General features: G+C 72.3%; 16 protein-coding genes and 1 pseudogene. 3 read left to right on the top strand and 14 right to left on the bottom strand.

From position 1 onward, the window contains the following. Positions 1-55: 55 nt before the first annotated feature. Entirely contained in the window at positions 56-1,939 is a 1,884-nt protein-coding gene (locus tag C5N14_RS05785; RefSeq protein ID WP_117666199.1) for an acetolactate synthase large subunit, read from the bottom strand. Positions 1,940-2,122: 183 nt separating this feature from the next. Beyond that, positions 2,123-4,573 (bottom strand): bifunctional diguanylate cyclase/phosphodiesterase, encoded by a 2,451-nt coding sequence (locus tag C5N14_RS05780; RefSeq protein ID WP_117666197.1) that lies wholly within the window; start codon positions 4,571-4,573, stop codon positions 2,123-2,125. A gap of 112 nt (positions 4,574-4,685) precedes the next feature. Between C5N14_RS05780 and ilvD the strand changes: the two genes are divergently transcribed. Then, positions 4,686-6,533: a dihydroxy-acid dehydratase gene (ilvD, locus tag C5N14_RS05775; RefSeq protein WP_117666195.1), complete on the top strand. Its 1,848-nt coding sequence runs from the start codon at positions 4,686-4,688 to the stop codon at positions 6,531-6,533. Between the two features lie 61 nt (positions 6,534-6,594). Here the strand turns inward: ilvD and C5N14_RS05770 are convergent. From C5N14_RS05770 to C5N14_RS05730, 9 genes and pseudogenes are all read right to left on the bottom strand, one after another. Further along, positions 6,595-6,912 (bottom strand): annotated as a pseudogene (locus tag C5N14_RS05770) (hypothetical protein); the annotation flags it as partial. After that, entirely contained in the window at positions 6,828-7,094 is a 267-nt protein-coding gene (locus C5N14_RS05765) for a hypothetical protein (protein WP_371685808.1), read from the bottom strand. The pseudogene C5N14_RS05770 and the gene C5N14_RS05765, both read right to left, overlap by 85 nt. 407 nt (positions 7,095-7,501) lie before the next feature. After that, positions 7,502-9,664, bottom strand: a complete 2,163-nt coding sequence (locus C5N14_RS05760) for a DEAD/DEAH box helicase (RefSeq protein ID WP_117666189.1) — start codon at positions 9,662-9,664, stop codon at positions 7,502-7,504. Beyond that, positions 9,661-10,962 (bottom strand): BREX system ATP-binding protein BrxD, encoded by a 1,302-nt coding sequence (gene brxD / locus C5N14_RS05755; RefSeq protein ID WP_117666188.1) that lies wholly within the window; start codon positions 10,960-10,962, stop codon positions 9,661-9,663. Before brxD ends, C5N14_RS05760 begins: the two co-directional genes overlap by 4 nt. After that, the gene (gene pglZ / locus C5N14_RS05750) at positions 10,959-13,691 is read right to left on the bottom strand and encodes a BREX-2 system phosphatase PglZ (RefSeq protein WP_117666186.1); all 2,733 of its coding nucleotides are present in this window, start codon (positions 13,689-13,691) and stop codon (positions 10,959-10,961) included. The genes brxD and pglZ overlap by 4 nt, the downstream gene beginning before the upstream one ends. Beyond that, the gene (locus C5N14_RS05745) at positions 13,688-17,506 is read right to left on the bottom strand and encodes a phage resistance protein (RefSeq protein WP_117666184.1); all 3,819 of its coding nucleotides are present in this window, start codon (positions 17,504-17,506) and stop codon (positions 13,688-13,690) included. The genes pglZ and C5N14_RS05745 overlap by 4 nt, the downstream gene beginning before the upstream one ends. A 285-nt stretch (positions 17,507-17,791) precedes the next feature. Then, positions 17,792-19,741 carry a hypothetical protein gene (locus C5N14_RS05740; protein WP_128763520.1) on the bottom strand — a complete coding sequence of 650 codons (1,950 nt, stop codon included), beginning with the start codon at positions 19,739-19,741 and terminating at the stop codon, positions 17,792-17,794. A gap of 5 nt (positions 19,742-19,746) precedes the next feature. Beyond that, positions 19,747-19,998, bottom strand: coding sequence for a hypothetical protein (locus tag C5N14_RS05735; RefSeq protein ID WP_117666931.1), 252 nt, complete (start codon positions 19,996-19,998; stop codon positions 19,747-19,749). Then, positions 19,995-20,291: a DivIVA domain-containing protein gene (locus C5N14_RS05730; RefSeq protein ID WP_243639212.1), complete on the bottom strand. Its 297-nt coding sequence runs from the start codon at positions 20,289-20,291 to the stop codon at positions 19,995-19,997. The genes C5N14_RS05735 and C5N14_RS05730 overlap by 4 nt, the downstream gene beginning before the upstream one ends. Before the next feature lie 206 nt (positions 20,292-20,497). On the opposite strand from C5N14_RS05730, the gene C5N14_RS05725 reads away from it, so the two are divergent. Both C5N14_RS05725 and C5N14_RS05720 read left to right on the top strand, forming a co-directional pair. Beyond that, on the top strand, positions 20,498-21,379 hold the full coding sequence (locus C5N14_RS05725; RefSeq protein ID WP_117666178.1) for a helix-turn-helix transcriptional regulator: 882 nt from the start codon (positions 20,498-20,500) through the stop codon (positions 21,377-21,379). Further along, a complete protein-coding gene (locus C5N14_RS05720; protein ID WP_117666176.1) occupies positions 21,372-21,560 on the top strand; it encodes a DUF397 domain-containing protein in 189 nt (62 codons plus the stop codon). The genes C5N14_RS05725 and C5N14_RS05720 overlap by 8 nt, the downstream gene beginning before the upstream one ends. A 68-nt stretch (positions 21,561-21,628) precedes the next feature. Here C5N14_RS05720 and C5N14_RS05715 read toward each other — a convergent pair whose 3' ends face one another. The 3 genes from C5N14_RS05715 to C5N14_RS05705 form a co-directional block, all read right to left on the bottom strand. Further along, entirely contained in the window at positions 21,629-23,713 is a 2,085-nt protein-coding gene (locus C5N14_RS05715) for a tetratricopeptide repeat protein (RefSeq protein WP_243639210.1), read from the bottom strand. A gap of 91 nt (positions 23,714-23,804) precedes the next feature. Next, the gene (locus tag C5N14_RS05710) at positions 23,805-24,362 is read right to left on the bottom strand and encodes a DUF6879 family protein (protein WP_117666172.1); all 558 of its coding nucleotides are present in this window, start codon (positions 24,360-24,362) and stop codon (positions 23,805-23,807) included. A gap of 7 nt (positions 24,363-24,369) precedes the next feature. Continuing rightward, complete coding sequence (locus tag C5N14_RS05705; protein ID WP_117666929.1) at positions 24,370-24,591, bottom strand: hypothetical protein; 222 nt, start codon at positions 24,589-24,591, stop codon at positions 24,370-24,372. Between the last annotated feature and the right edge of the window lie 113 nt (positions 24,592-24,704).

The raw sequence follows: 24,704 nt of genomic DNA, 5'->3' as shown, positions 1-24,704 counted from the left end.
GCCTTCCTCGTCATGCCCTCATGGCCCTCGCTCCGCTCGGTGCACTCGGTCATGACTACACATCGTCCTCGTCGAAGGTCGGGCGGACGCCGCGGGCGAACATGATCTCGTCGTTGCTGGTGCCGGCGGCCACCATCGGCCAGACCATCGCGTCCTTGCCGACCACGAAGTCGATCACGACGGGGGCGTCGTTGATCGCCATCGCCGCCTCGATGGTCTTGTCGACGTCGGCCGCGTTCTCGCAGCGCAGGCCGATGCAGCCGAGCGCCTCGGCGAGCTTGACGAAGTCCGGGATGCGGTGCTTGTGGGTGCCCAGCTCGGTGTTCGAGTACCGCTCGTTGTAGAACAGCGTCTGCCACTGCCGGACCATGCCGAGGTTGCCGTTGTTGATCACGGCGATCTTGACGGGGATGCCCTCCAGCGCGCAGGTGGCCAGCTCCTGGTTGGTCATCTGGAAGCAGCCGTCGCCGTCCACCGCCCAGACCACCGTGTCCGGCCGGCCGACCTTGGCTCCCATCGCGGCCGGGACCGCGTACCCCATCGTGCCGAGTCCGCCGGAGTTGAGCCAGGTGGCCGGCCGCTCGTACGAGATGAACTGCGACGCCCACATCTGGTGCTGACCGACGCCGGCGACGTAGACGGCGTCCGGCCCGACGATCTTCCCGAGCCGCTCGATCACGAACTGCGGGGAGAGGGTGCCGTCGGCCGGCTCCTCGTAGCCCAGCGGGTACCGCTCGCGCAGGTCGTCGAGCTGGGTCCACCAGTCCCCGAGGTCGGCCGGGTGGCCGGCGGCCCGCTCGGTGGTGACCGCGGCGATCAGCTCGTCGATCACGTGCCGGGCGTCGCCGACGATCGGCACGTCCGCGTGCCGGTTCTTGCCGATCTCGGCCGGGTCGATGTCGGCGTGCACGACGGCCGCGTCCGGGGCGAACGAGTCCAGCTTGCCGGTGACCCGGTCGTCGAACCGGGCGCCGAGCGCCACGATCAGGTCCGACTTCTGCAGGCCGTAGACCGCCGCGACGGTGCCGTGCATGCCCGGCATGCCCAGGTGCTGCGGATGCGAGTCGGGGAACGCCCCGAGCGCCATCAGCGTGGTGACCACCGGGATGCCGGTCAGCTCCGCCAGCCGGCGCAGCCCCTCCGTGGCGCCGGCCTTGAGCACCCCGCCGCCGACGTAGAGCACCGGCCGGCGGGCCGAGGTCATCAGCCGGGCCGCCTCCCGGATCTGCTTGCCGTGCGGGTGCAGGGTCGGCCGGTACCCGGGCAGGTCCAGCGTCGGCGGCCAGGAGAAGGTGGTCTGCGCCTGGAGGACGTCCTTCGGGATGTCCACCAGCACCGGGCCGGGGCGGCCAGTCGAGGCCAGGTGGAACGCCTCGGCCAGCACCTGCGGGATCTCCTCGGGCGTCTGCACCAGGAAGTTGTGCTTGGTGATCGGCAGGGTGATGCCCTGGATGTCGGCCTCCTGGAAGGCGTCCGTGCCGATCGCCGGCCGGGCCACCTGACCGGTGATCGCCACCACGGGCACCGAGTCCATGTACGCGTCGGCGATCGGGGTGACCAGGTTCGTCGCGCCCGGGCCGGAGGTGGCCATGCAGACCCCGACCTTGCCGGTGGCCTGGGCGTACCCGGTGGCCGCGTGTCCGGCGCCCTGCTCGTGCCGGACCAGGATGTGCCGGACGGTGGAGTCGTAGAGCGGGTCGTACGCCGGGAGGATCGCCCCGCCCGGGATGCCGAAGACGACGTCGACGTCGAGCGCCTCCAGGGACCGCACGAGCGAACCGGCTCCGGAGGTCTGCGCGGGAGCGGGCTGCCGTACCCCCGGGGTGGCCGGGCCGGCGGCGCGGGTGGCCGGCGCGACCTGGTCGGCGGTCGCCGGCTCGGCGCCGGCGCGGGCCCGGCGGGCGGAGTGGGCGAGGGTCTCTGGCGTGGGTCTCGTCATGGCGGTTCAGGCCTTCGGCTGGAGTGGCTGATGCTCTTCAGGCGGTGCAACGCGGGCGGGGTCCGCCCCGATGGGTCCGACGGCAATAAAAACGGCCCTCGTGCAGATGCACGGGGCCAGCGCACTCTCGATGACGGAGAGTGCGCTCAGGTAAGTACTCGCGGAGAGGTCGACGACATGCGGTCAAGCCTGCCGCATCTCACGCGATGAGTCAACTGATCCCACATTTTGGTTCACGGACTTCGACGGAGTGCTCTCCGACACACCGCTGCCGACCGTCCCGAGCTGCGCGGACGCCTCCCCGTCGGGGCGCGGGGCGGGCATCGACGGCAGTCGACGGGGACGCGCCGCCGCGGGCGGGGGCGCGACGGCGGCGGGGTGCCCGGCGGCCGGCGCCGACACCGGGGCGGGACGCGCGCCGGCGGACGTGGCGGCCTCCAGCATCGCCTCCAGGTGCTCGGCCGGCACCCCCCAGCCGAAGAGCGCGCCCTGGCCCCACCGGCAGCCGGCGGCGACCACCGCGGCCAGCTCGGTGGGGGTGGTCACCCCCTCGGCGATCACCTCCATCCCGAGCTGGTGGCCCAGCCGCATGACGATGTCGACCATCGGGGCGAAGGCCGGGCCGTCGGTGCCCACCGGGCGGACCGGCTCGTGCTCGGCGACCAGGCTGTGGTCGATCTTGAGAATGTCGATCGGCAGCCGGCGGAGCTGCCCGAGCGACGAGTACCCCGCGCCGAAGTCGTCCAGGGCGATCCGGACGCCGGTGCGCCGCAGCGCGGTCAGCCGCCGGATCAGCTCGTCGAGGTCGGTCGCGACGGCGTGCTCGGTGACCTCCAGCACCAGCCGCTGCGGCGGCACGTGGTGGGCGCGGAGCGCCTCGGCGACCTGGACCACGTACTCGGGGGCGTGCAGCTCCCGGGGCGAGACGTTCACCGACACCCACACGTCGTGCCCGTCGGCCAGCCAGCGGGAGAGCTGGTAACACGCCTGGTGCAGCACCCACGCGCCGAGCTTGGCGATCATCCCGCACTCCTCGGCCAGCGGGATGAACTCGTCCGGGCGGACGTTGCCCAGCTCGGGGTGGTGCCAGCGCAGCAGCGCCTCCGCGCCCACCGGGCGCACCGACGGCAGCGACGCCACCGGTTGGAACGCCAACCGCAGCTCGTCGCGCTCGATCGCCCCGCGCAGCTCGTGCTCCACCGTCGTGCGGCGGCGCAGGAGCTGGTCGTAGGCGACGTCGTAGTGCTCGATCCGGTTCTTGCCGCGCTGCTTGGCGTAGCGCAGGGCCAGGTCGGCGTGCCGCAGCAACAGCTCGGTGTCCGGCTCGTCGGGCTGCCCGGCCACCCCGATGCTGACCGAGAGGAAGACCGGCCCGCCGGGCTGCTCGTACGGGCGGCCGAGCACCCCGAGCAGCCGCTCGGCCACCCGGCCGGCGTCGGCCGGGCGGCCGGGCATGAGCACCGCGAACTCGTCGCCGCCCAGCCGGGCGGCCAGGTCGCCGGGGCGCAGGTTGCCGCGCAGCCGCCGGCCCACCTCGGCCAGCACCTCGTCGCCCACGTCGTGCCCGCGCATGTCGTTGACGTTCTTGAAGCCGTCCAGGTCCAGGCCGAGCAGCACGCACGGGACGCCGGAGCCGGCGCTGTCCTGCAGGGCCCGCAGCAGCCCCCGCCGGTTGGCCAGGCCGGTCAGCGGGTCGGTGTGGGCCAACTCCCGGAAGTGCGCCTCGCGCTCGGCCAGCCGGCCCGCGTACCGGCGCACGTCGTTGAGGGCGAGGTACTGCCGGGCCACCAGGGCGAACCCCTCGACGCTGCCGGCGACGATGCCCAGCGCGTCGAACCGGCCGCCCTGGAGGAGGTGGTACATCGCCGAGGCGGCCATCGCGACCATCGGTACGAAGGCGTACATGCCGTCCCGGCGGATCAGGTCGACGTCGACCTGACCGGGCGGGACGGCCCCGCGCATGGCCAGCGCGGCGGCCAGCAGCCCGGCCGCGACCAGCCCGGCGCCGCCCAGCACCATCCCCGGCACGCCCTGGCAGAGCCCCCCGGCGAGGCCGAGGCCGCCGCAGGTGACCGCCGTGATCCCGGTGCCGAGCCAGGCCAGCCGGCGGCGGGGCGCGGCGGCCCGCACGAGCACGATCAGGGTGAGCCCGGCGGTGAGCGCGACGCCCACCGTGGCCAGCAGGATCGGCGCGCAGGCCACCGGGGTGGCGCTCGCCAGCAGTCGGCTCGGCTCGGAGAGGAGCACCCAGCCCACGAACCAGAGCGCGGCAGCCACGACCAGCCCGTCGAGCACCAGCCGGGCCGTCGCCGCCCGGGTGACCCCCGCGCCGGGCAGCCGGAGCAGGCCCGCCCCGAAGGCGAACGCGCTCATCGTCGTGCCGGCGGAGATCAGGGTGGCCCACCCCGTACGCTGCCCCTGCGTGTGCGCCAGGTGGCTGCCGCCGGCGAGCGCCGCGGTCAGCCCGGTCAGCAGGCTGACCAGCGCGAAGGCCGCCGCGGCGGCGACCAGCGTGCCGGCCCACCCGTACGGGCGGCCGGCCCGGCGGGCGAGGACGACCAGCAGCGCGGTGGCGCCGGCGGCGACGAGCCCGCTCAGCGCCGCGACGGCGATCATGACCGGGGTGGAGTACACGTCCTCAACTGTGCCGGATGCCCGCCTCGCGTGGGGGGCCGGGTGCGCAATTGTTGGGACACCGCGCAGCACCCCTGGGAGGGCGCCGGCCGGCGGTGCAAGACTGGTACGCATGCCTGAGCTGCGGTCGAAGACCTCCACGCACGGCCGGACGATGGCCGGCGCCCGGGCCCTCTGGCGGGCCACCGGGATGACCGACGACGACTTCGGCAAGCCGATCGTCGCCATCGCCAACAGTTTCACCCAGTTCGTACCCGGCCACGTGCACCTCAAGGACATGGGCGGCCTCGTCGCCGACGCGGTGGCCGAGGCCGGCGGGGTGGGCCGGGAGTTCAACACCATCGCGGTCGACGACGGCATCGCCATGGGCCACGGCGGGATGCTCTACTCCCTGCCCAGCCGCGAGCTGATCGCCGACGCGGTGGAGTACATGGTCAACGCGCACTGCGCGGACGCCCTGGTCTGCATCTCGAACTGCGACAAGATCACCCCGGGCATGCTGCTGGCCGCACTGCGGCTGAACATCCCCACCGTCTTCGTCTCCGGCGGGCCGATGGAGGCCGGCAAGACGGTGGCGATCGAGGGGATCGTGCACTCCAAGATCGACCTGATCGACGCGATGGTCGCCTCGTCCAACGACGCGGTCACCGACGACCAGCTCGGCGAGATCGAGCGCTCCGCCTGCCCGACCTGCGGCTCCTGCTCCGGCATGTTCACCGCGAACTCGATGAACTGCCTCACCGAGGCGATCGGCCTGGCCCTGCCCGGCAACGGCTCGACGCTGGCCACCCACGCCGCCCGCCGGTCGCTCTTCGTCGAGGCCGGCCGCACCGTCGTGGAGATCGCCAAGCGCTGGTACGACGGCGACGACGCCTCGGTGCTGCCCCGGCAGATCGCCAACCGGGCCGCGTTCGAGAACGCCGTCGCCCTGGACGTGGCGATGGGCGGGTCGACCAACACGATCCTGCACCTGCTCGCCGCCGCCCGGGAGGCGGAGCTGGACTTCTCCGTCGCCGACATCGACGCCGTCTCCCGCCGGGTGCCCTGCCTGGCCAAGGTCGCGCCGAACTCGCCGCAGTACCACATGGAGGACGTGCACCGGGCCGGCGGCATCCCGGCCATCCTCGGCGAACTGGACCGCGCCGGCCTGCTGCACCGGGACGTGCGCTCGGTGCACTCCCCCAGCCTTCAACGGTGGCTCGCCGACTGGGACGTGCGGGGCGGCTCGGCCACCGAGGAGGCGGTCGAGCTGTTCCACGCCGCCCCCGGCGGGGTGCGCACCACCGAGCCGTTCTCCACCACGAACCGCTGGTCCACGCTGGACACCGACGCGGCGGGCGGCTGCGTGCGGGACCTCGCCCACGCCTACAGCGCCGACGGCGGGCTGGCCATCCTGCACGGCAACCTCGCCCCTGAGGGCTGCGTGGTGAAGACCGCCGGCGTGCCCGACGAGTGCCTGACCTTCCGCGGCCCGGCCAAGGTGTACGAGTCGCAGGACGACGCCGTCACGGCGATCCTGGCCAAACAGATCGTGGCCGGGGACGTGGTGGTGATCCGGTACGAGGGCCCGAAGGGCGGCCCCGGCATGCAGGAGATGCTCTACCCCACCTCGTTCCTCAAGGGCCGGGGGCTGGGCCGGTCCTGCGCGCTGCTCACGGACGGCCGGTTCTCCGGCGGCACCTCGGGCCTGTCCATCGGGCACGCCTCCCCCGAGGCGGCCTCCGGCGGCCTGATCGCCCTGGTCGAGCCCGGCGACGAGATCGTCATCGACATCCCGGCCCGGTCGATCTCGCTCAATGTCGCCGAGGACGTGCTGGAGGCCCGACGCATCGCCCAGGAGAAGCGCGACCGGCCGTACACCCCGGTCGACCGCGAACGGCCGGTGTCGGCGGCGCTGCGCGCGTACGCCTCGATGGCGACCTCGGCCAGCGACGGCGCGTACCGCCGGGTGCCGGAGTAGGCGCGGGGGCCCTGCCGGACGCGGAGCGGCGGCAGGGCCCGACACCGTCCACGAGCGACGCTCAGTACCCGAACAGGGCGATGACGAGCGACGACACCGCGGCGGCGAGCAGCACCCCGCCCGCGCCGATCCCGACCGCCGCGCTCACCGGCACGGTGCGGGCCCGGGCGACCGGAACCGCCGCCAGCGCCGCCGCCGTCACCAGGGCGGCGACCACGTGGATCAACGGATAGTCGAGCAGTGCCGCGACCGGGAACAGGTGCACCCCCACCACGAGGGCGACCCAGGCGGGGATCAGCTCCCTGCGGCCTCGCAGGGCGAGCAGCCCGGCACCGAGTGCCGCGACGCCGAACTCGCTGCCGACGACCAGGCCGAAGGAGACGTCACGCTCTGCTGATCGGGATCGTCCTGGTCGGTCAGCCCGGCGTGGTGACGCTGATGGTCGGACCGGTAGTCCGCGAGCGAGTGGGTCGCCGCCGTCGCACCGGCCAGGTCTCCGACGATGGCACTTATCCGCCCGAAGTCGCCGTGGCTGGCGTGATGCAGCAGATAGTTGTGCATCGCCCGAAGCAGTCCGATCGTGGTCAGCACCGATGCGGCCGTCAACAGAATCAACATTCCACCGACGTACCAGGCGACTTCCGGCACTGACATGATCAGCGTCGCCGAAACGGCGACCAACAACCACAATCGTAGGCTTCGCAGCGCGGACACGTGGAGCTCTGCCGTTGGTAGACGACACACCCGGAGGGTGCTGTACTCACGATCGCGTCGGACGAGCTCCTCACCGCGGCGGGATTATGCCGCATCCGCCTACCGCGCCCTCATGGGAATTCGTTGCTGAAAGGGTCGCATCGTCAACTTGTTCCGCCGGGAGCCAGTCCCCGAACGCGCAATTCTTCGCGCAACGTCCGCCACATCGTTTGCGGTGGAAATCGGATCGGTCAGGATACAGAAGGTGTCCCTTCTCACCGCTGCGTCAGGGCGGCGAAGCGGACCGGCTCCGCCAGCACCGACGCCGCCCCGGGGATGTCCGTGAGGCGTGCCGCGAGGGTCGCGCGGGCCAGCCGCTCCGGCAGCGCGACGCCGAACTTCAGCCCGGCGAGGGCCCGCGCACTGACCTCGGGCAGGCAGATCCGCTGCGCCGCGTCCGCGACTAGGGCCCGCCACTGCGTCCGGTTCAGGTCCGCGCGGAGCCGGATGGTGTGGTCGTCGAACCGCTGCATCGGATCGACGACCTCGCCCAACGTCGCGGTCAGGGTCGCGTTTGCCCGCAGGCCCGCCCACGTCCACCAGGTCAGGTCGCCGTTAGGTGCCCTGACGACGAGGCTCCCGCCCGGGTGCACCACGGCCGACCGGTCGGTCCGTTCCGCCGCCAGCCGTTCCACCGCCCGCCCGGTCAGCCGGACCGGTGGATCCTCGCCGAGGAGGACGTCCCGCATCGCCCGGGTGAGCGGGTGACTCCAGCCCACCCAGCCCAGCGAGGTCCAGCGGGCCCGGCCGCCGTCGTCGGCCGGCTCCACGAAGCAGCGCCGCCGACGCCAGTCGACGTACGTGACCCGCCAGCTCCGCCCGCCGAGCAACAGCAGCCGGTCGCCGGGCACCTCCTCGGTGAGCAGGCTAGGGTCGATCCGGCCCAGTTCCTGGCGGCCGTGCAGGACGGTGAACTCCGGCGGCCCGGTGAAGACGGCCGTCATGTCGATGAAGTGCCGCCTGCCGAACCGTCGCTCCGCCTCCGGCCCGACGAACAGCAGCCCCCCGTCGCTGTCCAGGTAGCCGTGATCGAGAAGGTGCCGGACGATCGGCTCGGCCCCCGGGCCGAAGGGCGCGAGGCCGTTCCACGCCTGAGCCCAGAGGCGGTCACCGACCCGGTGCTCCTGCAGGCAGAGCGCGAGCATCTGCTGGGCGACGATGTGCCGAGGGTCGGGCGGCGGGACGACCGGTTCCACCCAGCCTCGCCCCCACAGCGTCAGCAGCGCAGCCGCCCGGGTCAGGTCCTGTCCGGTGCGGCACAGGAACAGGCAGTTCCGGGTGCTGCCCGGGCGGCGGCCGGTGCGGCCGAGCCGCTGCAGGAACGACGCCACGGTGGCGGGCGCGTCGATCTGGACGACCCGGTCCAGGTCACCGACATCGATGCCGAGTTCGAGCGTGCTGGTGGAGACGATGACGCAGTCCCTCGCCTCGGCGAACGCCTGCTCGGACCGGCGTCGCTCGTCAGTGGAGAGGGAGGCGTGCGACAGGAAGGTCGTCCCCCCGCGTTCCCGCAGCAGTTGGCCGAGTTCCTCGACGGTCTGCCGGGACTCGCAGAAGACCAGCCGCTTCTCGCCGGCGTGCAGGGCGGAGATCACCTTCGCCGCGTTGAACAGCGACCCGACGTAGTCGAGTTCGATCTCGCCGGGCGGCGGGCCGGCAGTCTCTGCGGAATCGGAACCGGAACCGGAATCTGCAACGGCAACGGAAGCGGAAGCGGGCACGTCGGGAGCGATCACCCGCCCCGGCCGGCTGCCCGCCGCCGAGCCCTGCAGCCAGGTCAGCAGTTGCGCCGGGTTGCCGACGGTCGCGGAGAGCCCCACCCGTTGCAGCGGCCGGCCGGCGACCCGGGTCAGCCTCTCCAGCACCGCGAGCAGGTGCCAGCCACGATCGTCCCCGGCGAAGGCGTGGACCTCGTCGACCACCACCGCCCGCAGCCCGGCGAAGAAGGTCCGGTGGTCGACGTTGACGCTCACCAGCATCGCCTCGAGAGACTCGGGAGTGGTCAGCAGGATGTCGGGGCGCTGCCAGAGCACGGCCCGCCGGGCGGCGGTGTTGACGTCGCCGTGCCAGATCGCCGCGGTGCGGCCGAGCCAGCCGGCGTACCGCTCGATGCGGGGATGCAGGTTGTTGAGCAGGGCCTTGAGCGGGCACAGGTAGAGCACCGAGGTGCCGGTCCAGCCCTCCCGCGCCATCCGCGACAGCAGGGGGAACACCGCCGCCTCGGTCTTCCCGCCCGCCGTCGGGGCGAGCAGCAGCCCGTCGTTGCCGTGGAGCAGCGGCCCGATCGCGTCTCGTTGCAGCGGACGCAGCTCCGGCCAGCCGAGGCTGTTGACGACGTGGTGCAGCACCACCGGGTCGAGTGAAGTCTCTTCGTTCACAGGGTCAGGTCGACGTCGTCGGCCGAGGCGGCGTTCCGTTCGACCTCCGTCAGTTCGTCGGAGCGCAGCGTCAACGCGTAGTGCTCCCGGGGATTCCAGTCGGCGAACTGGTCCACCCGGTCGAAGATGTCGGCGACGAGCTTCTTGAGATAGACCCGCGGAGCGACCCCGACCTGACCACCCAGCCGGCCGGCGACGGCCCGGGCGAGTTCAGCGAGGTAGTCGTCGCCGACCACGTCGGTCACCCGGTCGCTGCCGTAGATCTCGCGTACCCGTATCCCGAGCTGGACCAGGGCTGCCTCGGTGAACCCGGGGAGCCGAAGCTGGGTGGCGCGAGGGTTGTCCCAGCGCGGTTCCGGGCCGAAGTCGGTGGCGAGGCGCTGGGCCAGCGGCGCGAGCCGCTGCACACCCTGCTGGCCGTCGAAGAACGCCGGGGTGCCGGTGATCAGCAGGAACAGGCCCGGGAAGCGCCCGGCGTAGATGTCGTCGACCAGTTGCCGCAGCGCGTTCAGGGCCTTGTCGCGGGCGTCCGACCGAACCCTCTGCAGGGTCTCGACCTCGTCGAGGACCAGGAGCAGGCCGGGATGCCCGCTGTCCCGGAGCACCGTCAGCAGGCCCTGCAGGAAGCTGAGCGCCCCGAAGTGGTCGAGGTCCCCCTTGACCCCGGCGGCCCGGCGAGCCGTGGCCGCGACGTGGGGCTGTCCGCCCAGCCAGGCGGCCAGCCCGCCAGCGGTCACCTGGTCGCCGGAGGCGATGGCCGCCCGGTAGCCGCGCAGCGCGGCTGCGAAGCCGGGTGTGCTCCGGGAGATGTCCGCCAGCCGGCGTTCCAGCAGCTCGCCGACCGCCCGGTCGAGCCCGTCCGCGTCAGTTTCGGCAACCGTGCCAGCGGCCAGCACGTCCTCCTCGAGAGCGAAGATCCACCCGTCGAGGACCGGACGCAGCGCGCTCGGGGCGAACTGCTCGGTCGTCAACTGTTCGACGAGCCGGCGGTAGACAGTCTCCATCCGGTGCAGCAGCGTCTCCAACTCGGAGACCTGCACCTCGGCCACCGCGAATCCCCGGCGCTTCGCCCGCTCCCCCAGCCACCGGGTGAGGAAGGTCTTCCCGGCGCCGTACTCGCCCCGCACGGCCTTGAACACGCTGCCGCCACCGGCGACCCGGTCGAGCTCCTCGTCGAGGGTGGAGGTGAAGCGGTCCAGTCCGACGGCGAGTGCGTCCAGGCCGTTGGCGGGCACCGCTCCCCGCCGGAGGGCGTCGACGATGTCCCTGCGCCGCCGCGCGCTGACCTCTACCGTCACGGGGCCTCCAGCCCGAACTGCTCGACCATCAGGGCGATGTCGAGCTTGGCGGTCCGGCCGTCCGGGTCCAGGCTGAGCACGGGGTACCCCTCGACCTGCAGCAGCCGCCGCAGCACGGTGAACGTGCCGGTGACCCGGTGCACGGGTACGCCGGCCCTGGTGGCCAGCGTCTCCAGGGCTGCCCGCCCGTTGCCGGCGATGAGAGTGGCGACCATGGCGGCCACCCGCTCGTCGGACAGGGGCGCCCGGGTGCCCCGGCGGTCGGCGTACACCGGGCTGGCCAGCAGTGCGTCGACGAGGACCGTCGCGGGATCAGCCGCAGCAGGCGGTTCGGGCGGGGCCGGCGCGGCAGTCGGGGCGGGCAGGTCGAACAGGCCCTCGTCCTGGACGGCCGGCCGGGCGGCACGGCGAACGGAACGCCTGTTCTCCGGTTGGGCGGCCTCGCGGGAGGTCGCCTCCCCGGCCGTCGGCCGCAGCGGCTCGCGCCACCACTCGGGGCTCGACACCGGCGCTCCCGCCCACCCCGGGACGGCGTTCTCGTCGTGTACCGCGAAGAGCAGCAGTGGGATCACGGCCTCGGCGGGAGCGGCACCCCCATGGTATCCGGCCTTGCGCGGGCCGTACCGCAGTTCCTCCCGCCAGGGCAGGATCGCCTTCCCCTCGGCGAGGGCCACCCGGCTGCCCCAGAAGAGCAGCTCGCCGTCACCGGGTTCACCCGTCGCCGGACGCCACCGGTTCTCGCTGGAGTCGGCGGGCAGGAGGACCGCCTCGGTGCCCCGGTCGACGACGTGGCCGTGGTCGGAGACCAGCACCACGACCCGGTCCTGTGCCACCGCGAGCAGGTCCCGCAGCCCGTTGACGGTGTCCGTGCTCCACTCGGTGGTGCCGGGGTCGCTGCGGTCCAGGGCGTCGTCGATGGTGTTGATGACGGCGGCGACCAGCGGGACGGCGGGGTCGGCGATGGCGGCGGCCACCTCGGGGTCGACGGCCTGCCCGGCCGGGGTGCGCAGGTCGGACTTGTGCAACAGCACGCTGCCCGGGAACTGCTCGCGGAAGGCGCGCAACTCGGCGCCACGGTCACCGACGGCGATCCGCCCGCTGAACAGGCTGCACCGGTTGACCTGCGTGACCGTCGGCAGCGCGGCAAGGACCCCGGTCCGGGGGCCGCCGCCGGGGGTCAGTTCGGTCCAGACGCCGCTGCGGCCGAGGGAGTCGGCGATCTCGATGCCCGCCGCGGTGCCCATGCCGTCGAGGACGAGCATCAGGACCCGACGCCCGCCGTCGAGGACGGGACGGACGACGCGGTCCAGCACGTCCTCCACCCGCAGCAGGGCACCAGGTTCCCGCTCGGCGCCGGTCATGTCCTGCAGCAGCTCGGCGAACTGGCGGTCGTGCCGGGCGCGACGGGCGTCGACGGCCGCATGCAGCAGCCGGTACGCCTGCGCTACCTCCTGGTCGACGTCGCCGGCGAAGACGTCCAGCCGGGCGCGGTCGACCCACCCGTCGGCGCGGACCTGTCGGTGCACGGCGTCGAGAATGGTGGCGGGGGCGGGTCCCTCGGGCACGGCCAGCCACCGCAGCAGCCGGACGGCCATCCTGGCGGTCTCCACCCGGGGCCGGTCGGCCGACCGGTGGGCCTCGACCTCGGCGAGCCGGTCCTGCGCCCGTTCGATCAGCTCAGCGGCGGGCCCCGCCCCGGCCACCGGAACGGCGAGCCGCACCGCGGCCCCGAACGCGCGCATCCGCTGGGTGAAGCCGGCCGGCAGCAGGGCCGACGCGGCGAGCCGCCCGGCGATGTCGATCTCGGCCGCGATCTCCTCGGCCCGGCGCAGCATCCGATGCGCGTCGTGGCGTACGGCGTCGTCGCCGTCGAGGGCCCGGTAGATCCACGCCTCCGTGGCCTCCCCGAACGCGGTCGCCTGCGCCTCCGTCAGCCGGGCACCGCCGAAGCGCGGTTCGAGCCGGGTCCGGGCGACCACCAGCTCCACGTCGGGTCGCGGCTCGACGTCCCGGGGCCGGAGCACCCCGGCGAGCAGGCCGAGCGGGATGGCGTCGATGCCGTGCCCGGCCCGGACGGCGGCGAGCACCGGCACGGCGACCGGGCCGGCCACCTCGGCGAGGAACACGGCGATCCCGTCGGTCCACTCGGTGGGCAGGTCGGCGAAGCGCAGTTGGGTACGTGCGTCGGTGCTCCACTGGAGGAGCCCGGCGCCGTCCAGCTCGTCGGGGTCGAGGCCGAGCACCGCCCCGGCGAGGTGCCGCAGGGCGTGATCTCGGGTGAGGATGAGGCCCGCGGGCGGGGCCCAGCCCTCGACCGGGGCGAGATCGGTGAGCGCGTCGGCGACCCAGCGGCCGGTGCGCACCAGGGTCGAGTCGAGCCGCACCTGGCCGCCGAACACCTGGGTGACCACGTCCCACGGGTCGACGCTGCGCCCCTTCTGCATGCTGACGTGGGTCAGCAGGCCGTCGCCCAGTTCCATGTCGGTCAGGTCGGTCAGCAGGACGAGCTTCTCGTACGCGGCCCGGTCGGCGAGCGCGGCCCGTGCGGCGATCGGCGTCGGGCAGGGCACGATCCGCACCGGGGTGTCCCCCACGGTGAGCACCGGCTCGTCGGTCCACTCGGGGCGGGCGTGCAGCACGATGGCGTCGCTGTCGTCCCGCTCGGCGAGCCACGCCTCGACCTTGCGCCGTACGGCCGCCGGGCGGACGGCGGCCCGGGTGAGGCTCACGGCCGGCGCTCCGACTCCTCGACCTGCCAGGTGACGGTGACCCGCCTGCCGGCAGCGACCTCGACCCGCAGCACGTCGACGAACCGGTCCAGTTCCTCCGCGCCGGTCACGACCGCCTGGCGGGCGGCTGGCGGCGGGAGAACCGGGTCCCCGGGATCGCGTGGCTTCGGGACGACGCCCGGCGGGTTCGGGATGACGGGCGGCGGATCGAGGGCCAGCGGGTTGGAGTCCGGCGGGACAAAGACCGGCGGGTCGACAACCGGCGGCTTCGTGGGTGCGACCGGCCGATCGTCGTCGGCCAGCAGTGCGGCTGCGGCGTCGACCGCGTCCTGCAACGCCTTGGCCAGGTCGGAGCCGTGCTGCTCGTCCCGGGCGGCGGCCCGAAGCCGGTCGAGTACGGATTGGGCGCGGGAGTCGGACGTGGCCCGCTGCTTCACGGCCCTGATCAGCGGCCACTGCGTGGCGGCCAGCGCCGTGCAGAGCTTCCCGGCCTGCTTGTAGACGCCGCTCGCGGCCAGGCCGTCCAGGCCGCTGAGGCGCTTCTCCCCTTCGGCGACCACGCCGACGAGCACCACATCGTCCTGTTCGGCCTTGACCTGGGCGAGCAGCTCGGCGACCCGCCGGGCGGTGGCGAGCCGGCCGACCTGCGCGTCCGGCTCGAGGCCGAGCAGCGCGGCGTGCTCCGTCAGGCTGGCCACGAGTTTCCCGGCGGTCTCGGCGTACGTGGTGGCGACGCCCCGCATCTTCCCGGCCAGGTCCACGAGGTTGGCCGGGTTGCGGAACCGGGGCAGCACCTCGCCGAAGAAGGGCTGCCCGAACTGCACGGCCGCCTTCCATGCCTCCTCCGTCGGCATCGGCGGGTGCCGCAGCTCGAAGCGGTCCTCCACGCCGTTCACCACGCCGACGTTGACCTTCCGAACGCTGTCGTACCAGCTCAACTGCTGTTCGAGAGCGAAGACGGCGATGATCAGGTTCTGCAGGTCGCGGTCGAAGCCGCGCCGCTTCGGCACGTCCAGCCAGCCCCGGAGCCGGTGCACGGGGAAGTGGTCCCGGTAGTCCTCCTTGGCCGCCTCCTGCAGCAGGTGCCGGCTCCAGTAGCAGGTGCCCATGGTGAGCACGTAACGGTTGTCGATCAGCTCGCCGAGCTGCAGCGGGTTGCAGATCCGGCGGAGCAGCCGCTGGTCGGCGGGGGTCGCGACGGAGACGCCGCCGGTGGGGTCGGCGGCGGCCAGCTTCGCGTACTCGAAGACCTTGGCCAGGTCGCCACGGGTGAGCGGCTTCTCCTCCACCGGCAGGGCCGGCGTGCCCGGGTACGACCACTCCAGCAGCTCGGCGGTGAGGTTCTTGAACGCGTCGGCGAGGGTCCCGCCCCGGGGGTCGCCGATGCGCAGCCCCTCGGCCAGGGTGTGCAGCACCCCGACGGTGTCGTCGTGCACGTCGGAGGGCTGCGCGTTGGCCGCCCCGTACGCCTGCTTGAGCGCGGTGATCAGGCCCTCGCGGAGCTGGGTCTGCCGTTGCAGCAGGTAGACCCGGCCCTGCTGCCGGTCGGCCTTGGGCCAGTCCGCGGCGAGGGTGTTGAGCCGCTCCCCCGCGCCGCCGACACCGAGCAGGTAGTTGATCTTTGCGAGTTGGGCGACCCGGCCCATCAGGTCGTCGGTGAGGTAGAGCGGCAGCCAGAACACCGTGTTGGAGCCCCGGGGCAGTTCCTCGATCCGGGCCCGGTCGGCGCTGCGCGGGTAGTCCTGCGGGTCGAACGGGTAGTCCACGACGATCCGCCAGGACTCGCCGGGGGCGAGCAGCGCGGCGATCGGCATGGTGTCGGGGTCCCGGACGTTGCCGAACTTGACCTGGACGACGTGCCGCCGACCCCGCCAGTCGCGCGGCTGCTGCAGCTCGCCGTGGCTGCCCTCGCTGCCGGCCAGCCCCATCTCGGCGCTGATCAGTTCCCGGAGCAACTGCTGCCGCACGCCGGCCGAGGTCTCGTTGTGCGGTACCAGGTCGAGCAGCTTGTCGAAGTCGACGGTGTGCAGCTTGAGCGACACGACCTTGTCGTGGTCGTCGGTCAGGTGCAGCTCGCCGGCGTCCTGCTGGATCTTCGTCAGCCGGTTGAGCACCATCGTGTTCTCGTAGCCGGGGATCGGCGAGGCGATGGAGCCGAAGTTCAGCGCGTGCAGCTTGGCGGCGGTCAGGTTGTGCAGGGCCGGCACCTCGGGCACCAGGGCCCCGAGCAGGATGGTCTTGACCAGCTTGTCGTCGAGCTGGAACTGGGTGTGCGAGGCGGTCTTCTCCTCGTCGATGCCGCTGAGGGCGAGCAGGATCGGGCGCAGCTTACGCAGGTAGAGCGTGCGGGCGGCCTCGAACTTCTGGCGCAGCTCCGGGCGGTCGGGCAGCTCGCCGTGCAGCACCAGCGGGTCGAACAGGGCCGCGACCCCGATCAGGTCGTTGACGCGCAGGGTGTCCCGCCGCTCGACCAGCAGCTCCGTCATCACCTTCAGCGCCGTCCGCTCACGCTGCAACGCCTGGGAGAGTGCGACGAGGGTGGCCACGAGGGCCGGCGAGAAGGGGTAGAGCTGCCGGAAGGCGGTGGCGTCGGAGCCGATGCCGGCGTCGCCGTACTGCGCGCCGAGCAGCAGCGTGTCCCACACCTCGCGGTTGTGCCGGACTGCGGCGAAGGCGTTGTCGATGACCGCGCGGGCCGTCTCGTCGTTCGGCTTGAGCAGCCGCCCCTCGGTGATCTCGGGCAGGTTGGTGTCGGCGAGGACGATCTCCCCGAACCGCCCTTGGACGCTGCGCATCACCTGCGCCAGCGCCTCCCGCTCGGTGCCGCCGACCTGCGGGCCGAGGAACTCCTCCAGGTTGCGCTGGCGGGCCACGAAGGAGACCAGGGGCAGCGGACGGGTGGCGTCGGCGGACTCGACGAGCTTGTTGAGCTTGGCGCCCTCGGTGTTGACGAAGGTGTGGTCGGCGATCCGGCCGGAGAGCCAGAGGATCAGCTCGTCGAGGAAGAGCACGATCGCGTCGTACCCGAGGGACTTGGCGTGCCGGGTGATGACGGCGAGGCCGGTGTCGAGGTCGAGGTACTCGGCGCTGTGCACCGCGCCGCTGAAGAACGCCTGCGTGAGGGCGCTGACCAGCGCGTCGCGCTCCTTGGTGCCGGGCGGCTGCGCGGCAGCCTCGGCGTACCGCTGCTGGGTCCAGCCCTCGGCCTGGGCCCGCATCGCCGCCAGGCCGCCGCCCGTGACGGTGCCGCCGCCCAGTGCCGCGAAGAACTTGTCGTCACCGAGCGTCCGGCGCAGGCCGGCGGCGTTGCCCAGCAGCGCGTCCGACCGGTGTACGGCGGGAAGCGGCGCGTCCGGGTGGGCGACGGTGACGTGGCGCAGGTACCCCTCAAGGATCGCCTGCTCCACCGAGCGCGCGTCGAGCATGTGCAGGGTCAGGGTGAGGAACTTCCGGTCGGGCAGCCAGTCGTCGGCGGCGACGACCGCGCCGTCCAGCCCTCCGATCTCCCGGGCCCTGGGGTTATGCGCGAGGATCTCCCGCAGCACCGACATGAAGTGCGACTTGCCGGAGCCGAACGAGCCGTGCAGGAACAGCGCCTGGGAGCGGCCGGTGGTGACGGCGTGGCCGATCCGCCCCAGCGCCTTGGCGAAACTCTCCCGAAGCTGGTCGGTGACGACGTACCGGCTCAGGTCGGCGCCCTCGGCCGCCTTCACCACGAAGTCGCCCTCGCCGACGGACGTCGGGATGTCGATCAGGTCGCGCAGCAGCGTCGCCAATGTTCCTCCAGCTCCCCAGGTGCCCGACACGCTACCCATCGACCTGATTGAACGGGTACCGCACTGGTTGGCCAATTTGCGGTCCGGCTGACGGGACCACAGTGGACCAATGGCGGGCGCTTCCTCCGATCGTCCGAGAAGTCCCAGCTCAGCGTCGACCGCTCGCGGCAGGGCCGGTTGGGGACTGAACGAGAGTCTGAATCTCGACACTCAGGGTCAGCCGGCCAAGGTCCGGCGCTGGCACAGCTCCGAGAGCTGCAATCACAACTGTGAGGGTTCCTCCACCACGACGGGCCGGCCGATCGGGGTGGTGCCCGGTGACGGTCATGCCAGCCGAAGGGCGGCCAGGGCAGCGGGCAGGTCGTCGCCCTCGACCAGCAACAGGGGGCCGTCGTCGTCGTGGCGGTAGACGGCGCAGCCGGCCCGGCTGAATCGGACGCTGAGCGGGCGGCCAGCGTGCTGCCCCGCCAGCCGCCGCAGCCCCGGAACCGGGTCGGGCGGCAGCGGGCGGGCGTCCGACCGGGGCACCGGCACCGCCACCCCGGGGTCCTCCGGCACGGTTTCGGGGAGAGCGACGTCCAGGCCGTCGAGGCAATGCGCCACGGCCGTCTCCAGGCTGGCCCGGCACGGCAGGTCGTCGTGGTGCACCGGGGCTGCCGGCGGGCGCAGCTCGACCGACCAGAGCACGCCGTGCGCCCGCATCGGCGCCGCCGGATGCCGGCGCAGGTCGAGCACGTTCACCACCAGCGCCAGGTCCAGGCCGAGGGCGAGCCGGAGCAGCTCGGCCAGCGGCGGCGGGTCGGGGCGTACCGCGGTCACCAGCAGGCGCGCGGCGGGCAGCGCCGGGCCGACTGCGCGCACCTGCTCCCCCACCGGGTCCGCGCCCGCCCAGGGCAGGGCGACGTAGCCCTCGCGCACGTCCGGTGGGAGGTCGTGGCCGCCGTCGGCTTCGGCGAGGTCCTCCGGGCGTACGCCGAACACGGCCGCCCAGGCACCCAGCCGGTAGCGGCCGGGGAGCCGGACGACGGCCCGGCCGCCGGGCCGGACGCTGACCGCCGGCACCGCCTCCGGCGTGCCGACCCGCCAGGTCAGGTGCACCACCCGATGCCGCAGGTCGGTCAGGGTGATCAGGGCCGCCAGGTGCACTCGGCGGGTGCCGCCGCAGGTGGTGCAGGTCAGCGCCGACGGCCGCGCCGGGCGGCAGTCCGGGCAGGACCGCCATGGCACCGGCTCGCCGAGCCACGGCGGGTCCGGCGGCTCGGCCGCCCGGCGCAGCGGCACCCGGGTCCGGCGCACCACCTGCCCCGTGGGCTGCTCGACCAGAGTCTCCACCGGCTCGCCGCAGCGCAGGGCGGTGTGCCACCAGCGGCCGTCCCGCCATACGGCCTGCGCTCCGGAGGCGGTGCAGTCGGCGCGCACCCGACGGGCGAACTCCGCCACGTCCGTCGTCGCCGGGATGAGCGGCCGGAGCGGATCGGGGCTGAGCATCCGGGCGGGCGCGTCCCGGCCGCGCTCGCCGAGCCCGGCCAGCGCGTCGGCCACGTCCGTGCCGGCCAGGCCGGCGGTCAGGTCGGCGAAGCACGACTCCGGCGGCCCGTCCGGCACCGGGGAGCCGGGCACTTCGTACCGGAGGGACCAGCGCAGCCCGCCGCCGTGCCGGCGGGCCTCCACGACCAGGTCGAGCAGGAGCAGGTCGGCCACCCCGCAGAGCCGGGCCAGCCGCCGCATCGGGTCGACCGGGGGCGGGGCTGCCGACCGGCCCACCAGCACCCGCCACGCCGGCCGGGCTGCCTCCGCAAGCGCCCGCGCAGCCAAGTCGTGCCGCTCGGCCGCCGGCAGGTCGGGCCGCCAGGCAGCCGGCAGCCGTACGGTCAGCGAATCCACGCCTGCGGCGACGCCCGCCTCGGCGGCCAGTTCGCGTACCCGGGGCGTCAGCTCGACCGCCCAGCCACCCGCCGGGCACGGGCGGGGGTCGAGGTCGTCCGGCACGATCTCGTGGGAGGCGACCGCGCCGGTGTCCAGGTTGGCCACCGTCAGCACGAGCTGCGCGCGCCGCCGGCCCCGCCGCCCGCAGCGATGGCAGGCCACCGCGACCGTGCCTGTGCCCCGGCACAGCCCGCACGCGCGGTACGGCTCCCGGTGCCCACCCGCGCCGCAAGCCGGACCGTCATCGTTGCCGCCGTCGGCCAGGAGCCGGTTGCCGTAGCGGGTGCAGCGGCAGGGGTCGAGCCGGAAGGTGGTGCCGTCGCAGTCCGGGCAGGCGACGGTGGTCACGCCGATCATCGGGGCGGCCGGGCGGAGCACGGCCCGTCGTGGTCGGTGCGGCGCACGCAGCGCCGGCCACCGGGCAGCGGCAGGTCGCAGAAAACCCGCTGGCGTACGCCCTGCTCCTCCTCGGCCGACACGGTGGTCTCGCCGGCGTCCACCTCGGGCAGGAACGTCACCGAGCGGGCCAGCGCCGCCGCGAACCGACGGGCGGTGGGCAGGTCGGAGGCGGTGAACGGCAGGTGCACCACCCAGCGCGGGCTCACCACCGGGCCGCCCGGTCCGCGCCGGCGCGCTGCAACTGCCAGGCCCGCAGGACTTCTCTGATCCGCTCGATCTCCCGGCGGCTGCTGTCGAGCGCCGCGTAGACCTCGGCCAGGTCGTCGGCGACCCGGTCGAGGAATGCGGCTACCTCGACCGCGTCCACCCCGCGCCGGCCGCGCCGGGTGAACCGGCGCTCGCGCACCTGCCAGGGCTTCAGCGGTACGTGGTCGGCAACCCGGTACGCCGATGACCTCGGCGACCCGACCGGACGCGGATGACGGGGGAACGCGCGCACGCCAGCACCTCCTCGATGACCAATAGGGAGCGGCATTCAATAGACGGTGGGAATTCCACGGTCGTCGCCTTTGTCAGGGCCATCTTGTAAGGTCAGGGGCACTATCACAACCAATGTCAGCCCATACTGTTCCGCTATTCGTGCGCAACATTCCCGTACCTCCAGTGGGCGTCGAGATGTTGCAAAATTCAACGGAGGGAGGCCGGATGGCCGAGGACATGGGATCGACAGTGCCCCGACGGCGGCTCGGCAAGGCGCTGCGTGACCTGCGCACCGAGGCGGGGATAACCCTGGACGCCGCCGCCGAGGCGCTGGAGTGCAGCCGGCAGAAGGTGTGGCGGATCGAGAGCGGGCTCGGCTCGGTGCGCGGCCTCGACGTCCGCGCCATGTGCGAGCTGTACGCGGCGAAGGCCGAGCTGACGCGCGCCCTCACGGCGTTGGCCGGCGAGACCAAGGCGAAGGGCTGGTGGCACGCCTACGGCGACGCCATCCCCGACTGGTTCGAGCTGTACGTGGGCCTCGAATCCGCCGCCTGCCGGATCCGGCGATACGACGAGGCGTTGATTCCCGGCCTACTGCAAACCCGTAGCTACGCGCACGCCGTCTACCAGCATCGCGCGGAGGTGACCGAGGAGGAACGCGAACGGCTGGTTGAGGTACGACTACAGCGACAGTCCCTGTTGACCCGCCGGCTGCCCGCAGCACCCGAGATGAAGGTCGTCATCTCGGAGGGCGCGCTTCTGCGGATAGTCGGAGACCGGCCCACGATGGCCGAGCAACTGCGTCATCTGCTCGAAGTCGGTGAGCGGGACTCGGTGAGCATCCGCGTCCTCCCGCTGTCGATCGGCCTTCACCGTGGCGTCGAGGCGGGCACCTTCGTCATGTTGGAGTTCCCGCTCGGCAACCGGGCGACACCGGAACCGCCGGTGATCTACAGCGAGTCGTGGACCGGAGCCCTCTACCTCGACCGGCCGGACGAGTTCGCCGCCTACGAGAATGCCTGGGGAAGCCTGGATCAGCTCGCCCTTGATGAAGGACAATCAAGGCACTTTATCGACAAGATCATCGGAGAGGTCCACCATGGCTGACCTGACCGGCGCGCGGTGGCGCAAGAGCACCCGCAGCGGCAGCAACGGCGGCGACTGCGTCGAGGTCGCTGACAACCTGCCCGACATCGTCGCCGTCCGCGACAGCAAGGATCCGCACGGCCCGACCCTCGCCTTCACCCCCACCGCCTGGACGGCCTTCATCCGGTCCGCTCGCCGCTGACGTACGCCGACATCGCACAGCGCTCCCGACGAACCCGGCGGGGGCGCTGTGGCAGCCGACCGACCAGCTCATTGACTCGGCGCCGGCGGAACCACCTCTATAAGGCGGCGGACGGCGGCGGCATGGGGGTCTCCGAGCGGATCGAGGATCTGAAGTGCCTCCTGCCAGCAGCGCTGCGCGTCGTCGTGTCGGTCGGTGGCGTGAAAGGTATCGCCGAGCGCGGCGAGGGTGAGTCCTTCGCAGCGTCGGTCGTCGAATCTGCGGAAGAGTTCCAGAGCCCGCTGATGTTGTTCGAGGGCCTCGTCCAGTCGGCCGCTCTGCTGGTAGGCCAGGCCCAGGGGGTAAGAGGCCCAGGCGACGCTCCACTGGTCGTTGATGCCGTCGAGGATGGCGACCGCTGCCTGGTAATGGGCGACGGCGGTGTCGAAGTGTCCGCGTGCGCGGTGGCAGTTGCCGAGGCTGAGCATCGACATGCCCTCGCCTCGGGTGATGCCGTGGTGACGGAAGACCTCCCGCGCCTGGCCGTACAGGTTGAGGGCCTCGTCTATCTGGCCGAGTTCCTCGTGGATGAGGCCCAGGCCCCGCAGGCAGAAACCTTCTACCCAGTGGTCCTCGACGTCACGGCTTGCGTCGGCACCTTGGCGGTAGCAGTCAAGGGCGGTCTCGCGCTGCTCCATCCGCCAGTAGGCGTCGCCGAGGCAACGCAGGTTGGCGGCCTCGCCGAGGCGTGACCCGGCGGACCGGGCGGCACGAAGGCCGGTGAGGTGGACGTCGCGCCAGTCGGCCCAGTACGACTTGAGTTCGAAGAATCCGTCGCTGACCACGGGCAGTTGCCAGGCGATGTCGTGGTCACCCAGCTCGTCTGCCTGCCGAATGGCGTCAAGGATGTTCAGCCGCTCCCGCTCAAACCACGCCATCGCCTCGGCCACGGTCCTGACGGGAGTGATCGGCACGTCGGGTTCGGCTGGGACGAGAGCGACGGCATGGGAGGAGGGAAGAATGACCTTACGGCCTTCCTCCGCCATCCACAGGTACCAGGTGTAGACGCGGCGTCGCGCTCGGCGTTGCTGCTCGGGCGTCTCCTCGGCCTGTGCACGTTCAAGGGCGTAGGCACGCAGAAGGTCGTGGAACAGGTACCGGTCGCGGGCAGGGCTCTGCACGAGATGCGCCGCAGTGAGCTGGTCGAGAAGACTGCGGGCTCGGGGGAGGCTCACGCCGGCGATGGCTGCCGCTGCGGAGACGGAGATGTCGGAGCCGGCGTGCAACCCGAGGAGCCGGAAGAACCGCGCCGCATCCTCGGGTAGCGCCTGATAAGACCAGGAAAACACGGCCCGTACGTCGGACAGTTCGTCATCATCGACCGTCAGGGCGTCAAGCTGATGGTCGACGAGCGCAAGATCAGCCACGAACTCCGCGAGGGTGACGTAGGGAGTGTTGGCGATGCGTTCCCCAATGATCCGCAGGGCAAGCGGAAGGTAGGCGCAGCGGCGGGCGAGTTCGGCGGCGGCCTGCGGTTCGGCGCTGACGCGGTCTCCGCCGACGCTGTCGCCCAGCAGTGCGATCGCTTCGTCCGGGGACAGGACATCCAGGGTCATCCGTGACGCTCCTTCCCGCGCGACAAGCCCGGAGAGCCGGCTGCGGCTGGTGATGATCGCCATGCAGGTCGGTGTGGCGGGCAGCAGTGGCCGAACCTGGCCGACCGTGGACACATTGTCCACCACGATCAATATCCGCTTGCCGGTCAGGGCGGACCGGTAGAGGGCGGCGCGTCCCTCGGTGTCTGTCGGGATCTGTTCGGCCGGCACGTGAAGGGCGCGAAGGAAGGTGTCCAGTGCCTGTCCGACGTCCAAGGCGGGGCCTGGCCCGTAGCCTCGCATGTCGACGTAGAGATCGCCGTCGGAGAACCAGTGCCGGGCTCGGTGAGCCCAGTGCACAGCCAGCGCCGTCTTGCCCACACCCGGGGCGCCCGCGATGGCAGCGACGGTCATCGACGGGCCGCCCGCAGCCGTGGCGTTGCCGGCGGGCAGTGCCGCGTCGAGTCGGGTGAGGGTCTGCTTGCGGTTGACGAAGCGGGTCGCGTCGAGGGGTAGTTGGCGGGGCGGCGGTGGAGGAGGCGGCCCAGCGAGCCCGAACAGGTTGACCCCGCCGTACACCGTCCCAGCCTGTACGACAGCCTCAGCGTCGCCTGACGACTCATTATGCGCCGGGCGCACGCTGCCTCCTCCCCGAAGGCGAGTAGGGGATCTATGGGGAACTGGGCTGGAGTTGGGCTGCATACGTTCGGTAGGGGATCGACGCCGAGACGGCGGCATCACGCCACAGGTTGGCCTGCACGATCTTCTCCGGCTCGCTGATCAGCGCGCCGGAGACGAACCGCCCCTCCTCGTCGTAGTACATCGCCACGAGCTGATGGGAGTCGAACAACCAGTAGTCGTAGTGCGGCAATGCTGCCGGCCAGTCGTTACCGGAGGCCACGATGAGGCGGACATCCTCACCCGCCTCGACCGTGTGTTCGTAGGCCCAGCCGCACTCGAAGCGGACGTAGTCCGACAGCGGCTCGGTCACGACATGGACGCGGTGCATCCGCTTGCCGGCCGTCACCGCTGCCCGCACCGTGTCGCACCAGGCGGCGATCCCGGGGAACTCCCCGCGGGACTGGCCCGCCAGGAACCGGGCGAACTCATCCTGCTCGTACGACACGTCGTACCGCTGAAGCGTCTCCAACCGGTAGGCCGTGTAACGGAAGTCGCGGAACAGTTGGTTGAACTCGTCGTCATTCAGCGACGTGAACGATCGGGTCAACCCTCGATCACCGCTGCCCGGACTCGCGGTAGCGCTCAATCGCGCCGAGCACCACCTCGGCAGAGATCCGAACCGCACCCTCACCAGGAAGAACGTTCTCCAGCTCGCCGAGGGTGTCTCCGTCGACCAGGTGCCCTTGGACGACCAGCTCTCCGCTCTCGGCGAGGTAGACCGTCGGGCAGCCGTTGCCACCCGACCCCGGGTCCTTGTAGAGCTTGGTCAGCTTCACCGCGACCTCCTCCGAGTAGACAACCAGCCGGCGTCTCTTGCGACGAGGGTAGTACGCAGCGTAGCGGCCGAACAAGCCGATACCGGCGATCTGGGACCCTCCACTAGCATCGA

It is taken from the genome of Micromonospora sp. MW-13 (assembly GCF_003434305.1).
Taxonomy (GTDB): domain Bacteria; phylum Actinomycetota; class Actinomycetes; order Mycobacteriales; family Micromonosporaceae; genus Micromonospora.
This window is presented reverse-complemented; position numbering and strand designations above follow the sequence as displayed.

Bases quoted from the DNA above. Each gene is read 5' to 3' on its own strand.
- ilvD (WP_117666195.1), top strand. From the start codon at position 4,686: ATGCCTGAGCTGCGGTCGAAGACCTCCACGCACGGCCGGACGATGGCC.
- C5N14_RS05745 (WP_117666184.1), bottom strand. From the start codon at position 17,506: ATGGGTAGCGTGTCGGGCACCTGGGGAGCTGGAGGAACATTGGCGACG.
- C5N14_RS05720 (WP_117666176.1), top strand. From the start codon at position 21,372: ATGGCTGACCTGACCGGCGCGCGGTGGCGCAAGAGCACCCGCAGCGGC.
- C5N14_RS05765 (WP_371685808.1), bottom strand. From the start codon at position 7,094: ATGCACAACTATCTGCTGCATCACGCCAGCCACGGCGACTTCGGGCGG.
- C5N14_RS05725 (WP_117666178.1), top strand. From the start codon at position 20,498: ATGGCCGAGGACATGGGATCGACAGTGCCCCGACGGCGGCTCGGCAAG.
- C5N14_RS05785 (WP_117666199.1), bottom strand. From the start codon at position 1,939: ATGACGAGACCCACGCCAGAGACCCTCGCCCACTCCGCCCGCCGGGCC.